Origin of the sequence: Caulobacter sp. ErkDOM-E, assembly GCF_048541895.1 — a bacterium.
Lineage (GTDB): Bacteria > Pseudomonadota > Alphaproteobacteria > Caulobacterales > Caulobacteraceae > Caulobacter.
Genome location: NZ_CP183331.1, coordinates 2,669,175 through 2,682,250, shown reverse-complemented (window position 1 = coordinate 2,682,250; position 13,076 = coordinate 2,669,175). Strand labels below are relative to the sequence as shown.

The 13,076-nt window shown below is 66.7% G+C and carries 13 protein-coding genes and 1 tRNA gene; 11 read left to right on the top strand and 3 right to left on the bottom strand.

Going from position 1 to position 13,076, the window contains the following annotated elements; translation table 11 throughout:
- The first annotated feature begins 61 nt into the window (after positions 1-61).
- From ACN2C7_RS13175 to ACN2C7_RS13135, 9 genes are all read left to right on the top strand, one after another.
- Positions 62-1,090 carry a 2'-deoxycytidine 5'-triphosphate deaminase gene (locus tag ACN2C7_RS13175; RefSeq protein WP_419317418.1) on the top strand — a complete coding sequence of 343 codons (1,029 nt, stop codon included), beginning with the start codon at positions 62-64 and terminating at the stop codon, positions 1,088-1,090.
- Positions 1,091-1,282: 192 nt separating this feature from the next.
- Positions 1,283-1,582 (top strand): hypothetical protein, encoded by a 300-nt coding sequence (locus ACN2C7_RS13170; protein WP_419317417.1) that lies wholly within the window; start codon positions 1,283-1,285, stop codon positions 1,580-1,582.
- A 114-nt stretch (positions 1,583-1,696) separates the two neighbouring features.
- Positions 1,697-2,134 carry a hypothetical protein gene (locus ACN2C7_RS13165; protein ID WP_419317416.1) on the top strand — a complete coding sequence of 146 codons (438 nt, stop codon included), beginning with the start codon at positions 1,697-1,699 and terminating at the stop codon, positions 2,132-2,134.
- Positions 2,135-2,155: 21 nt separating this feature from the next.
- On the top strand, positions 2,156-2,557 hold the full coding sequence (locus tag ACN2C7_RS13160) for a hypothetical protein (RefSeq protein WP_419317415.1): 402 nt from the start codon (positions 2,156-2,158) through the stop codon (positions 2,555-2,557).
- On the top strand, positions 2,554-2,748 hold the full coding sequence (locus ACN2C7_RS13155; RefSeq protein WP_419317414.1) for a helix-turn-helix transcriptional regulator: 195 nt from the start codon (positions 2,554-2,556) through the stop codon (positions 2,746-2,748). The genes ACN2C7_RS13160 and ACN2C7_RS13155 overlap by 4 nt, the downstream gene beginning before the upstream one ends.
- A gap of 24 nt (positions 2,749-2,772) precedes the next feature.
- Entirely contained in the window at positions 2,773-3,432 is a 660-nt protein-coding gene (locus ACN2C7_RS13150) for a hypothetical protein (protein ID WP_419317413.1), read from the top strand.
- A 113-nt stretch (positions 3,433-3,545) separates the two neighbouring features.
- The gene (locus ACN2C7_RS13145; RefSeq protein ID WP_419317412.1) at positions 3,546-4,448 is read left to right on the top strand and encodes an alpha/beta fold hydrolase; all 903 of its coding nucleotides are present in this window, start codon (positions 3,546-3,548) and stop codon (positions 4,446-4,448) included.
- Positions 4,449-4,523: 75 nt separating this feature from the next.
- Entirely contained in the window at positions 4,524-5,414 is an 891-nt protein-coding gene (locus ACN2C7_RS13140) for a TraB/GumN family protein (RefSeq protein ID WP_419317411.1), read from the top strand.
- A 120-nt stretch (positions 5,415-5,534) separates the two neighbouring features.
- Positions 5,535-6,533, top strand: a complete 999-nt coding sequence (locus ACN2C7_RS13135; protein WP_419317410.1) for a UDP-glucuronic acid decarboxylase family protein — start codon at positions 5,535-5,537, stop codon at positions 6,531-6,533.
- 96 nt (positions 6,534-6,629) lie between these two features.
- Here ACN2C7_RS13135 and ACN2C7_RS13130 read toward each other — a convergent pair whose 3' ends face one another.
- Complete coding sequence (locus ACN2C7_RS13130; RefSeq protein ID WP_419317409.1) at positions 6,630-7,715, bottom strand: glutathione S-transferase family protein; 1,086 nt, start codon at positions 7,713-7,715, stop codon at positions 6,630-6,632.
- 328 nt (positions 7,716-8,043) lie between these two features.
- Between ACN2C7_RS13130 and ACN2C7_RS13125 the strand changes: the two genes are divergently transcribed.
- Positions 8,044-8,118, top strand: a tRNA-Gly gene (locus ACN2C7_RS13125).
- 24 nt (positions 8,119-8,142) lie between these two features.
- Positions 8,143-9,210: a tetratricopeptide repeat protein gene (locus tag ACN2C7_RS13120; RefSeq protein ID WP_419317408.1), complete on the top strand. Its 1,068-nt coding sequence runs from the start codon at positions 8,143-8,145 to the stop codon at positions 9,208-9,210.
- On the opposite strand, the gene ACN2C7_RS13115 is transcribed toward ACN2C7_RS13120, so the two are convergent.
- Positions 9,207-11,057 (bottom strand): ATP-binding protein, encoded by a 1,851-nt coding sequence (locus ACN2C7_RS13115; protein ID WP_419317407.1) that lies wholly within the window; start codon positions 11,055-11,057, stop codon positions 9,207-9,209. The genes ACN2C7_RS13120 and ACN2C7_RS13115 overlap by 4 nt on opposite strands.
- A gap of 111 nt (positions 11,058-11,168) precedes the next feature.
- Positions 11,169-13,055 carry a glycoside hydrolase family 9 protein gene (locus tag ACN2C7_RS13110; RefSeq protein ID WP_419317406.1) on the bottom strand — a complete coding sequence of 629 codons (1,887 nt, stop codon included), beginning with the start codon at positions 13,053-13,055 and terminating at the stop codon, positions 11,169-11,171.
- Positions 13,056-13,076: the final 21 nt, after the last annotated feature.

The window sequence follows — 13,076 nt, the reverse complement described above, 5'->3', positions numbered from 1 at the left end:
AAGGCGAGCCGATGCCGCTCCAGCCTTGCCTTCCAGGCGAGCTTTAGCGACTGTCGCGCCAATGACCGACGCCCACTCCGCAGGGATTCTGCCCTGCCAGACCATCGAAGACCTCATCGCCCAGGAGGCGATCACCTCTCAGACGCCGTTTGACGTCGATCAGGTGCAGCCCGCCAGCCTGGACCTGCGGCTGGGCGCGCGCGCCTGGCGGGTGCGCGCCTCGTTCCTGCCGGGCCTTGGGCGGCGCGTGTCCGAGCGTCTGAAAGACGTGGCGATGCACGAGCTGGACCTGACCAAGGGGGCGGTGCTGGAGAAGGGCTGCGTCTATATCGCCGAGCTGCAGGAAAGCCTGGCCCTGCCGGCCAATATCTCGGCGCGCGGCAATCCCAAGAGCTCGACCGGGCGGGTCGATGTGTTCGTGCGCCTGCTGACCAATCACAGCCGCGCCTTTGACGATGTCGACGCCGGCTATGAGGGGCCGCTCTATATGGAGATCGCGCCCCAGACCTTCTCGGTGCTGGTGCGGTCGGGCACGCGCCTCAACCAGCTGCGCCTCAAGCGCGGCGAGCCGGCCAAGCTGTCGATCCGCAGCGTCGGTGTCGACCTGTCGCCCGGCATGGGCGGCATTGTCGGCTTCCGCGGACGTCGCCACGCCGGCGTTGTCGACCTGGACCACGTGGACGGCCACGACCCGCGCGACTTCTGGGAGCCGCTGGAAACCCGCCACGGCGAGCTGCTGCTGGATCCCGGCGAGTTCTACATCCTGGCCTCCAAGGACGACATCGAGATCCCGGTGATGGAAGCGGCCGAGATGACGCCGATAGATCCCTCGGTCGGTGAGTTCCGCGTCCACTATGCGGGCTTCTTCGATCCGGGCTTCGGCACCGAAGAGGCCGGCGCTGTCGGCTCCAAGGGCGTGCTGGAAGTGCGCAGTCACGAAACCCCGTTCCTGCTGGAGGACGGCCAGACGGTGGCGCGGCTGGTCTATGAGCCCCTGACCTCGCGGCCCATACGGCTGTACGGCGAGGGCGGGTCTCACTACCAGCGCCAGGGGCTGAAACTGTCCAAGCACTTCAAGGCCTGGACCTAGCCGCGAGGAGCGGATTCGGCGCTCCGGTAAAGAGTGATTTTCAGGCAGCCGGTGTCGCATCGCCTGTCGCGCGGCACGGCGTCACACTAGATGTGGTGGGCCTTCTACTGTTGTCCGCAAGTGATAGCTTGAGGGGGCGGAGAGATCAGTCGCGTTTCGCGTTCTGGCCGATCGACCGCCGGAGCCTCAAGCGTGCCAAAATCTCGCCGTGACCCCTTCGCCATTCTCGCCATCCGTATCCGCGCCTGGGAGGGCTGCGCCCGCATCCCGGCTTGCGACAAGGCCATCTGGCGACAGGATGCCGCCGGTCGGGTTATCCGCTGGGCCGACTTTGGCGACCGTTTCTCGCGCTACGGCTGGGAAATGCGCACTTGCCAAAGCCGGGGTGTTCTGGCCCGAGCCCTGAAGCGCCACACGATCGAGGCCATTCACTGGCGTGGGGTTCTGGGCGACGAGACCCGCGACATTTTCGATCTGCCCAAGGCCGCCTAAAGAGCTGACGGACCTTACATTTAGTCGCCTCTCCCATACAAAAAGATAAGTACGCTTGACATGTTGCGAGCGCATGTGACAAATACCCTTGTCATTTCGATAGGGGTGCTTGTCATGAACGAGCGTATTGGCCGCCAAGCGGCGCGTCAGGGTCTGGCGCAGAAGATCTTGCTGGGCACGGGAATTTTCGGCGGCTTCGTCGGCGCGGGAAGCGCGATGCTGGAGGACATGGGCGTCACCTTGCCGGCGCCGCTGGTCTTTGGCGCGACGCTGACGGCTATCGTGGCGCTCTTCTGGGTGTCGATCATCTACTGGCGCAATATCGACGAGGCCGCACGGGCGGCGCACACCTTCGCCTGGTTCTGGGGCGGGACGGGCGGGATGCTGGCCCTGTTGCCGATCGGTGTGCTGGTCAACGCCGAGCGCCTGGTTGCGATGTTTGGTCAACGCGATCCTCTTGAGTGGGCGACGCTGGGCTTTGTGTCCCTGCTCACGGCCCAGCTGGTTGGCTATGGCCTGGTCTGGGCCGGTTGGTGGCTGCGTCAGCGCTGATCCAGAAACAGGAGACCCGACATGAGTACGTCAACGACCGCCGCCGGCCGCCGCTACATCGCCCGGTTCATTCCCGCCATGCTCGCCTATGTCGTCGTGCTGTCCGGCGCCCTGTGGGCCATCAGCAACCTTCATCCGACCGGCCCGCTGCTCTGGATTCTGGCCATCGCCCCGGCGTTCCCGGTCATCGCGGTGATCGCCATCATGGGCCTCTATCTGATCGAGGAGACCGACGAGTTCATCCGCTCGGTCCTGGTCCAGTCGATGCTGTGGGGGGTCGGGATCACGCTGTCGGCCTGCACGGCCTGGGGCTTTCTCGAGAACGCCGACGTGGTGCCGCACATCCCGCTCTATCTGGTGTTTCCGCTGTTCTGCGGCAGCTTTGGCCTGGCCCAACCCTTCGTTCGCCGGAGGTACCAGTGAAGAACCGGCTCAAGGTGCTGCGCGCCGAGCGCGACTGGAGCCAGGCCGACCTCGCCGAACGCCTCGAGGTCTCGCGCCAGACCATCAACGCCCTGGAGACGGGCAAGTACGATCCCAGCCTGCCGCTGGCCTTCAAGATCGCCCGGCTCTTCAGCCAACCCATCGAAGCCATCTTCCAGGACGAGGCCTAGGGCCGGTCCACAAGGAGAAATCCCATGACCCGAGTCATGATGTCTTCCAACAAGATCGCCGTCCGCGCCGTGAAGCTGATCGCGGGCGGCCTGGTCGGCGGCGTCGTCGGTTACTTCGTCGGCAAGCTGCTCAAGCTGGGCCCCGTGCCGGCCTATGATCTGGGCTGGTCCGATCACGGCGCTCTGATCATCGGCGCGCTGCTTCTGGCCATGGGGGTCTTCATCGGACTGGCCAGCCTCAGCGGCAAGCTCGCCGGATGGGTTCTGGATCCGAAGAGCGGACGCGCCGCGACGCCGTCCCAGATCACCTTTTACCGCCAGCAGGCGATCGTGCTGTTCCTGGCAGGACCGATGATGATCGCGCCGGTGCTGGCCCATCTGTTCTACGATCCCGTGCCTCAGGCGCTGGGCGTCGCTGTGCTCTGCGGGGTTGTCGCCCTGTTTCTGGTTCAGACCGTCTATAATCTGCTGGTCTGGCGTCGCGGCGACGAACTGATCCGCCAGATCACGATCGAGGCCAGCGCGATCAGCTTCTGGGTCCTGCAGGCGGCGCTGTTCTGCTGGGCCGCCGCCGAGAAGCTGGACCTGGCCCCGGCCATCTCGGCCTGGGACTCGGCCACGATCCTGATGGGGACCTACCTGCTGGTCGCCGCCATCGTGTCGGTCAGGCGCGGCTACAGCTGACACCGCCCGCAGGGCCAAACGCGCCCGCCTGAATTCCTACGCTTCTATCGACTTTTCCTCGGCTCCGCGACGCTGAAGCCTCGCGCACGCCCCTGCACCAAGGTTTTGAGACCATGTGTAACTCCCGTCCCAGGTTCCATTTCGCCATCATCATTCTGGCCATCCTCGCCGCCACCGGCGTATTCGGGGGCAACCACGCCCACGCGGCGCCGCTGGCCTCCGACCGCATCGCGGTGACGGTCAGCGGGCAGGGGCCCGACGTGGTGCTGATCCCGGGCCTGGCCTCCTCCGGCGCGGTCTGGGACGCCACGGTCAAGCAGTTGTCGGGCCGTTATCGCGTCCATGTCGTTCAGGTCGCCGGCTTCGCCGGCGCGCCGGCTGGCGGCAATGCAGAAGGGCCAATGCTGGAACCGCTGGTCGAGGCGGTGGACCGCTACATCAAGAGCGCCGGGCTGATGTCGCCGGCCGTGATCGGCCATTCGATGGGCGGCCTGACCGGCCTGATGCTGGCCCGCCGCCATCCCGAGGCTCTGAGCCGCCTGATGATCGTCGACAGCCTGCCGTTCTATCCGGTGCTGTTCTCGCCGGCCGCCACGGTCGAGGGCGTCAGGCCGCAGGCGACCGCCATGCGCGATGGCATGAGCGCCATGTCGGCCGAGACCTTCGCCGCCCAGCAGGCCATGACCATGCCCCGCCTGGTCAAGTCGCCGGAGGGCCTGAAGGCCGCGCTGGACTGGTCCAGGACCTCGTCGCAACCGGTCGTGGCGCGCGCCCTGTACGATGTTCTGACCACGGATATGCGCGGTGAGCTGGCCGCGGTCACCACGCCGACCACGATGCTCTATCCGTATGATCCGGCCATGGGCGCGCCCCAGGCCATGGTCGACCAGACCTATGCCGGCGCCTATGCCAGCCTGGCCGGCGTCAGGCTGGAGCGCGTCGACGGCGCCTTTCACTTCATCATGCTGGACCAGTCGGCCGCCTTCGCCGCCGCGGTCGAGCGCTTCCTGAAATAGCCGCCTTCGCCGGGCCTGATTGCGCCTGGCGAGGCTTCCCCCCTAACTCGTCCTCGCATCCGTACAGAGAATCACATGCTCCGCACCGTCTTCCAGCCCGCCCGCCGGGCGTTCATCGGCCTGGTTTCCATCCTGGCCCTTGGCCTCGCCGCCCCGGCCGCCGCCGAGCCCGCCCTTTGGGTGATCAAGGACCAGGACTCGACGATCTACCTGTTCGGGACGATCCACGTGCTGAAGCCGGCGACCCAGTGGCGCTCGCCCCGCATCGATCAGGCCCTGAAGGCCAGCGATGATCTGGTGATCGAGGTTCTGGGCGCCGACGACCCGGCGGTCATGCAGCCGCTGGTCATGCAGTACGGCCTGGATCGCGCCACCCCGCTGTCGCAGAAGCTGTCGCCAAAGGACCTCAAGCGCGCCCAGGGTCTGGCCCAGGCCGCAGGCATGCCGCCCCAGGCCATGGAGGTCATGCGACCCTGGCTGGCCTCGATCTCGCTGGCCATGCTGCCGGTGATCAAGGCCGGCTATGATCCGCGCAGCGGGGTCGAGCAGGTGGTGTCGGCCGAGATGAAGGCGGCGGGCAAGCCGGCCTCATCGCTGGAGACCGCCGAACAGCAGATCCGCTTCTTCGCCGACATGCCGACCAAGACCGAGGTCGAGATGCTGCGGGCCACCCTGGACGACGCCGAGGCCGGCCCGGCCAAGATCGACAGCATGGTCGCCGCCTGGGCGGCGGGGGACGTCAAGGCGCTTGAGGACCAGTTCATCACCGAGATGAAGACCAACTATGCCGAGGTCTATGGCGTGCTGCTGACAGACCGCAATCGCGACTGGGCCACTCAGCTGAAGACCAAGCTCGCCGGTTCGGGCGTCAGTTTCGTCGCGGTCGGGGCCGGACACTTGGTCGGCGCCGACAGCCTGCAGGCGCAACTGGCGACGCTGGGCGTTCAGACTGAGCGGGTGAACTAGCCGCGAGAGGGCGGGTGCGCCGGTCGGTCGCATCCGTCGCCGCAGGCGATGGTTGAGCCGGGGGGCGAGACCCGTTAGGCAAATCAGACCACGGTGAAGATCGCGCCGCAGAGACCCGTCATGTCCGCCCAGACCGCCGCCAAGAAACACACCGCTCTTCGTATCCTGGTGACGGGCGGGGCCGGCTTTGTCGGCTCTCATCTGTGCGACCGACTGATCGCGCGGGGCGACAGGGTGGTGTGCCTGGACAACCTGTTCACGGGCAGCAAGGACAACATCGCCCACCTGATGGATCACCCGAACTTCGAGTTCGTGAACCATGACGTGAACCATCCGATCTTCATTCCGGTCGACCAGATCTACAACCTGGCCTGCCCGGCCTCGCCGATCCACTATCAGTACGATCCGGTCATGACCGTGCGCACCAATGTCATGGGCGCGATCAACATGCTGGACCTGGCCAAGCGCACCGGGGCCCGGGTGATGCAGGCCTCGACCAGCGAGGTCTATGGCGATCCCGAGATCCACCCGCAGGTCGAAAGCTACTGGGGCCGGGTCAATCCGATCGGCCCGCGCGCCTGCTATGACGAGGGCAAGCGCTGCGCCGAGACCCTGTTCTTCGACAGCTTCCGGCAGGACAGCATCGACATCAAGGTCGTGCGGATCTTCAACACCTACGGCCCGCGCATGGCGATCAATGACGGCCGCGTCGTTAGCAATTTCGTGGTCCAGGCCCTGACCAACCAGCCGATCACCATCTACGGCGAGGGCCAGCAGACCCGCAGCTTCTGCTATGTCGATGATCTGGTCGAAGGCTTCATCCGCATGATGGCTACGCCCACCGGTTTCACCGGTCCGGTCAATATCGGCAATCCCAACGAGTTCACCATCCTGGAGCTGGCCCAGCAGACCATCGCCCAGATCGGCTCGACCTCGCTGATCGAGCGCAGGCCCCTGCCGCAGGACGATCCCCGCCAGCGCCAGCCCGACATCACCCTGGCCAGGTCGGCGCTGGACTGGGAGCCCAGGACCCAGCTGAAGGAAGGCCTGGCCAAGACCATCGCCCATTTCAAGGCTGTGCTGGGCAAGGGCCTGATCGAGGACGAGAGCCGAGGCTAGCCGGTTTCACCGTCTGCAGCGTGTGAGAACCCCGCCCAGACCCGCTCCGGATACTGCAAGGGATTGTGGCGCGGACGTTGATCGTCGGGCGGCCTCTCATGGCGTCCGGTCAAGAGGTCTCCACCAGCGATCACGAACTATGCCGTCATGCGACGGCAAGTCCCGGCCAGAGCCGCCCCCCGCTGCGGATAGCAGGATCTCGCGGGAGCGCGGCCCCAGATGCCAGTCGACGGCCCGTCGCGAGGCGCCGTCCAACTCGGCATAGGCGGCCTGGAGCCGACCCAGTCGCCAGGCGCGATAGGCGTTGGCGCGATACTGGAAGGCGACGTCCGATCCGATGTAGTGCGTGCGGGCCGCCCCGTTGCGGACAGCCTGCTGATTGGCGGCCATCTCGGGCAGAAAGCGGTCTTCGATCAGATCCATCAAGGGCCCCAGATCGTCCGGTGCGCGCGTCATCAGGGCCGCAGAACGGCTGGGGTCGGGTTTCAGGGCCCATAGTCGCGCGACCCAGGCGGCGACCGACGGCGCACGTGCGCGCATGATCCCCGCGGGTGTCGGGTCGCAGGCGAAATGCCGAAACAGCGGCCCAAACAGTCCGATATCCGCCCGTGTCGGCGCTTCGCCCAGCAGCCAGTCCCGCCGCGCGAAGATCTTGTCCAGCGCCTCGAGCGTGTCGAGATAGTCCGCCTCGACGCGGAAGCGATTGGCCTGGCTCACGCCCTCACCACCCAGGTAGACGGACCTTTGCCGCAGCAGTGCGGCCTGGCGTCTCAGCGCCCTCGGCAGGGGGATGTCACGGAACATGCCGTCAGCCAGTCGACCGCTCATCAGCTGGGCGTCTGCCCGATAGGCCCAGCGATAGTAGAGCGCCGGTCGCCAAAGATGCTCGTCGCCATAGGTTTCGATCAACGCCGCGAGGAACCCCAGGGCGGGGTCGGTCGGTGTGAGGGAGCTCAGGGGATGGTCAGTCTCCAAGCGGTCGATGATGACCGGGGTATCGGTCATCCAGCGGCCGTCGGGCAGCTCCAGTTGGGGCATCTGGCGGACGCCGGTCTTGAGGGCCAGGGCGCGAAACGCGGCCGTATCCATCTCCTGAAGGCGGTAGGGCAGGCCCTTGGCGCGCAGATATCCCTCAAGCTTGCCCGTGAAATAGGACAAATCCAGCCCGTGAACGATGAGCATCGGCGCCCGCCTTTCGCTGCGTTGATCGCGTTGGGCCTTTTATGGCATTTGCAGTGTCATTAGTAGCGTGAACCGCCGGCGACGGTCCAATCGTCTGGCGCTATCCACTGCCGAATGCCGCTCGCTTCAAGGCCTTCTCCTGCAGCAGCTTCAATTCCGCCAGCACCGTCGCGATCGGTTCCGACACCGTCAGGTGGATGTGCTCGGTCCGTCGCAGGGTGATGCAAGGGCAAGGGCCTGATCGAGAACTGGCGCCGAGGCTGGCCCGTTTCACCGTCTGTAGCTCTTGAGAACCCCGCCCAGACCCGCTAGACGACCCGAACGCCTCGCGGGCGTAGCTCAGAGGTAGAGCGTCTGCTTCCCAAGCAGAATGTCGTGGGTTCGATTCCCATCGCCCGCTCCAAGGCGCTGCAGGCAGGAGCGCCTTGTGGGGAAACTCTTCGACAAGGCGCAGCGCGCCGAAGCCGCACTGGATTTCGAGGAGGCGGAGCGCCTCTTCAAGCTGGCGGCGCGGATGGATCCCAAGAATCTGGCGACCCTGCACAATCTGGGCGGCGTGTTGTCCAGCCTCAGTCGGTTGCCCGAGGCTGAAAAGGCCTATCGGCGGGCCCTGGCCATCGATCCGGGGTCGGCGCGCACCCACTATGCGCTCAGCCAGGTCATCATGATGCAGGGGCGGTACCGGGATGCGGTCCCGCATTTCCGGCGGCGGCACGAGGTTGCCAAGTACAACACCAACAAGCCCGGCTTCTTCGACTGTCCCGAGTGGAACGGCGAAGACCTGAGCGGTCGCTCGCTGCTGATCTGGCCCGAGCAGGGGTTTGGCGACGAACTTCAGTATGCGCGGTTCGCGCCGATCCTGGCGGAACGCGGGGCGACCGTCAGGCTGGTCTGCAGGCCTCAGGTCTCCCGGCTGTTCTCCCGGTCGTTGCCGGGTGTCGAGGTCTATGAGGGCAGTGGCCGGGTCGAGATCCCGGACTGCGATTTCTATGTCATGGGTCCCGATATCGTCGGCCTGATGGACTACACGCTCGAAACCGTTCCGGGCGCGCCCTATCTCAAGGCTGCGGACAGGCTCTCGCCTTCGGCGCGGATCGGCCTGGTCACGGCGGGCAGCGCCGCCCATGGCAACGATGGCTACCGCTCGCTTGACCAGGCAGACGGCCTGAAGCTGGCCGCTGCGCTCGGCGCGACCGTCGGTCTGGATCACGCCGCTACGGGCGGGAAGGATTTCGCCGACACCGCTGACATTATCGAAGGTCTCGATGTCGTTGTGACCGTCGACACGGCCATCGCCCATCTGGCGGGCGGGATGGGCAAAGCGGTATGGCTCCTGCTCACCCGGATCGACACGGACTGGCGATGGGGAAGGGGGCAGGAGCGATCAACCTGGTATCCCTCGGCCGAGTTGTTCTTCAGCGACGCCAAGGGGCGCTGGACCGAAACCATCGCGCGTCTTGGCGAGCGCGCTGCGGCCCTGGAGACAACGCCCTAAGCTGCGGCGGCCACGCACTGCGACAGGGTTGACGCCAGGGCTGCGGCTTCGATGGGCTTGGGCAGGACGCCATCCATTCCCGCCCGCAGATAGCTTTCGACCTCGTGGTTCAGCACGCTTGCGGTGACGGCGAAGATCGGGATCCGGGCGGCGCCGGCCAGGGCCTCTTCACGGCGGATGGTCCGCGTGGCCTCGACGCCGTCCATGTCGGGCATGTGCACGTCCATGAAGATCGCGTCCCAGGGCTGGGCGCGCCAGGCCGCCACCGCTTCACGCCCGCTGACGGCGAAGCCGCAGGTGACGCCGAAGGGTTCGACCAGGGCGGCGAGGATGCGTCGGTTGACCGGGTTGTCGTCCACCACCAGAAGCGAAGCGGGCGCCTCGCCGGCAAACTCGCCGACCTCGTCCTCGATCGGGGCTTCGGAAGAGATCACCGACGGGACGGGCGCTTCGAAGTCAAACCGCGCGCCGATGCCCAGGGCGGATGTGACCTTCAGCGAACCGCCCATGCGCTCGGAGATCTCGCGGCAGATGGCCAGGCCCAGCCCGATCCCTCCGACCCGACGGGTCGAAGAATTGTCGACCTGAACGAAGCGCTCGAAAATGGCTTCGTGGTCCTTGGCGGCGATGCCGATGCCCGTATCGATCACCGCGATCTGCAGCCGATGGTCGTCGCCGGTGATCTTGACCGTGACACCGCCCTGCCGTGTGAACTTCAGCGCGTTGGAGATCAGATTGGCGAGGAGCTGGGCCAGTCTGTCGCCGTCCCCGCGTCGGAAGCGCGCCAGATCGGGTTGCAGGGAGATGGTCAGGGACAGGCCCCGCTCCCGGGCCAAGGGCTGGTGGAGTTCCCGGATATCGCTGACCAGATTTTCCAGCGAGAACACGTTCAGCCGCAACTGCAATCCGCCGGCCTCGATCTGGGAAATGTCGAGGATGTCATCGATCAGTTGCCGCATGACGCGGGAGGCGGTCTTCATCACCCCCAGGCGCTGGCGTTGCGGCGGGGTCAGCGCTTCGCGCGCCAGCAATTGACCCTCGCCCAGGATGGCGTTCAGCGGGGTGCGCATTTCGTGGCTGACCATGGCCAGGAACTGCGACTTGGCGCGATTGGCGACCTGGGCTTCTTCCGACAGACGCTCCAGTTGCTCGGTGCGGACGCGCACACGCCTTTCAAGGTCGCGGTTCAGCAGGCTGGTGTCGTGGTTGCGTCGGTTGATATCCGCCAGCAACTCGCGGTTCTCGTCGCGCAGCCGCAGGCAGTCGACCAGCAGAGCGTGGTTGTTGCGATGAGCGACCACCATCACCATCCAGAACACCGCGCCCAGGAAGCCCAGGGTCGCGTCTACGCCGCCCAGGGTGATCAGGGTTATGGAGGCGGGGATCAGGACCAGAGTGATATAGATCCGTCCGACCCATTTCTGAGGCGACAGAATGCCGACCGCCCCGCCGGCCTGGGCCGACAGCACAACGATCAGGGCATAGCGCGAAACAGGGCTGTCGACGGGAATACGTATGCAGGCCAGCAGCGCCCACAGCCCGGCGCTAAGGACCAGGCCCGTACTGTGAAGATGCGCCAGCGGCCAAAGCTGTTTGGTCAGGAGCCGCCCCGCCAGGGCGGCGCCCAGCAGGTGGTTGATCACCAGGCGGGCCGCCAGCAGGGCCAGCACGACAGCCAGCCAGGTCACGTGAAAGGGGCGTTCTGCGGGGAGTGCGAGCAGGGTCAAGCCGACCGCAGAGGCGGCCTGAACCGTCATGGTCGCCAGGCTGTTGCGATGCGCTTGCCCCAGCAGGGCGAGCTTGAGGGGGTCGCCCCGAGGCCTGTCCTCCGCTCCTTCAGATCGCATTCCAGCTCTCGCCCCGGCCGCTTAGCGTCTCAGATACGACCCGCAGGGTGAACGAAGATATGCCAGTTTCAGCGACAAAGTGTCGCGCAGCCTGGCCCGTCTGCGCGCGCCTCAGCGGGCGGGTTCGTCCAGCCAGGCCGCGACCCAGAACAGCGGCGCGTTCCAGTTGATGGCCACTTCGTTCTGGGTGAAGGCGCGATAGTCGTCGGTCCAGCAGGTCTGGGGTGCGCACTGGCCTTTCATGCCCTCGGCGACCGGATCGCTCATGTTGGTCGAGTTCGGGCCGCCCGAGATCACGCCGGGGGGCGGGGCGGGATACCGGGCGTCGGCCTGATGCGCCCAGAAGCGGTGGTGCGGATTGCGCATCGGTCGCGCGCCATGGCCGGTGACGAACGAGCGATCCAGAGGATTGCGGCCCAGGACCCAGTCCATGGCGTCCACCGCGCCGTTGCGATAGGCGGCCTTGCCCGTAAAGTCGGCGGCCAGGCCCAGCACCATGGCGCGGTTCAGAACCGACGAGGTCGACCCCCACGGATAGCCCTTGGGCGCATAGGGCAGGGCATAGCCCTGGCGGGCGCCGTCCTCCAGATAGCGGTCGGCGCTGGCGGCCAGATTGGCGCGCGCCACAGCGATCTCGGCGGGCTTCAGACCATTGGGCGCCAGCGCCAGGGTCACGGTTCCCAGGGCGCCCACCGAGGGCCAGCCGATGTCGCCGGTCGGCCTGCCGCCCGCCGCCAATCCGGAAGCAGAGGGGCCGGCCAGGAACAGCGGCGAGGCGCGCAGGGCGGTCTCGTACTCGGCAGCGCCGGTCGTGGCGTACAGCTCGGCGGCGGCCCAGTAGAACTCGTCCTCCACATTGCCGTCGCCATAGCCGCCGCTGCCGGTGAAGGCGCCCAGAGCGTAGACCTCGGGGTTACGCCGGGCGGCGGCGTAGGCGCGCCTGGCGATATCCAGGCAGCGGGCCGAGAAGGCTGGATCGATGGTCTTCCAGATCCGCGCGGCCTGGGCCGCCGTGGCGGCCAGGTTCAGGGTGGCGGCGGTGGTGGGGTGATAGAGGTAGCGGACTTCCTTGTCGTCGGCCGGCGCCGTGGGCAGGGCGGTCCAGCGCTCATCGGCCAGGCGCTGATGGGCCATGCCCGAGGCGTCCAGATCCGTCAGGACCAGTCGGCCGGCCGGGCCGACCTGTTGATGGCCGACGGGCAGGGCCAGGGTCTTGCCGGCGGGAACCTGCATGGCCAGCAGGAAATCCATCTCCCAGCGGGCCTCGTCCAGCAGGTCGGAGACGCCGTTGGCGTTTTCGGGAATCTTGCCCTTGCCATCAGCGAAGGCGGCCAGGGTCGGGGCCTTGCCCAGCACGAGGGCGCGCTCGTAGGCGTTCAGCAGAGTCCATACCGAGATGCCGCCATTGACGACGTACTTGCCGTGGTCGCCTGCATCGTACCAGCCCCGGCTGAGGTCCAGGGTGTAGTCGCAGCCGGCCCAGACCTGGCCGCGCTCGTCGGCCTTGTTGAAGCAGGTCGCCTTGTCGGGGGCGTGGCCGGCCGGGCGGGCCAGGTCGGGGCGCTGAACGAAGCGCGCCTCGATCGGAATGCTGGCGCGGTTCTGATAGAAGAAGCCCAGGGCGTCCCCCTTCAGCGCGCCATAGAGGCGCCCGGCGATGGCGAAGGGCCGGCTCTGGGCTGCGCCGACGCTGAGGCGATAGCTGTCGCCCGTACCCTTGAAGTGGCTGAAATCGATCTGGTGGACATGGTCGCCTGAGGCGGCGTCGGCGCCGAACACCCTGGTCTGGCCGCTGGCCACACTCGCGCCCCTGGCGTCGCGCAGGGTCCAGGCCATGGGGCTTGTCGAGGGATCGGCCAGGATGGCGCGCTTGGGACCTGTCGTCTCGACGCCCAACTGGTTGAGGCGGATCGGCCCCGCGGCGTCTTCGGCCCGGGCGCTTGCGCCGAAGGCAAAGGTCAGGACGATGGCCGTCAGGGCCCTGTTGATCCTGGTCATGCGCATCTTCCCTGCTTGCCG

What these genes read in the sequence shown, in the direction of transcription:
- ACN2C7_RS13175 (WP_419317418.1), top strand. Translation starts at nt 62, where the DNA reads ATGACCGACGCCCACTCCGCAGGGATTCTGCCCTGCCAGACCATCGAA.
- ACN2C7_RS13165 (WP_419317416.1), top strand. Translation starts at nt 1,697, where the DNA reads ATGAACGAGCGTATTGGCCGCCAAGCGGCGCGTCAGGGTCTGGCGCAG.
- ACN2C7_RS13160 (WP_419317415.1), top strand. Translation starts at nt 2,156, where the DNA reads ATGAGTACGTCAACGACCGCCGCCGGCCGCCGCTACATCGCCCGGTTC.
- ACN2C7_RS13150 (WP_419317413.1), top strand. Translation starts at nt 2,773, where the DNA reads ATGACCCGAGTCATGATGTCTTCCAACAAGATCGCCGTCCGCGCCGTG.
- ACN2C7_RS13145 (WP_419317412.1), top strand. Translation starts at nt 3,546, where the DNA reads ATGTGTAACTCCCGTCCCAGGTTCCATTTCGCCATCATCATTCTGGCC.
- ACN2C7_RS13140 (WP_419317411.1), top strand. Translation starts at nt 4,524, where the DNA reads ATGCTCCGCACCGTCTTCCAGCCCGCCCGCCGGGCGTTCATCGGCCTG.
- ACN2C7_RS13135 (WP_419317410.1), top strand. Translation starts at nt 5,535, where the DNA reads ATGTCCGCCCAGACCGCCGCCAAGAAACACACCGCTCTTCGTATCCTG.
- ACN2C7_RS13130 (WP_419317409.1), bottom strand. Translation starts at nt 7,715, where the DNA reads ATGCTCATCGTTCACGGGCTGGATTTGTCCTATTTCACGGGCAAGCTT.
- ACN2C7_RS13115 (WP_419317407.1), bottom strand. Translation starts at nt 11,057, where the DNA reads ATGCGATCTGAAGGAGCGGAGGACAGGCCTCGGGGCGACCCCCTCAAG.
- ACN2C7_RS13110 (WP_419317406.1), bottom strand. Translation starts at nt 13,055, where the DNA reads ATGACCAGGATCAACAGGGCCCTGACGGCCATCGTCCTGACCTTTGCC.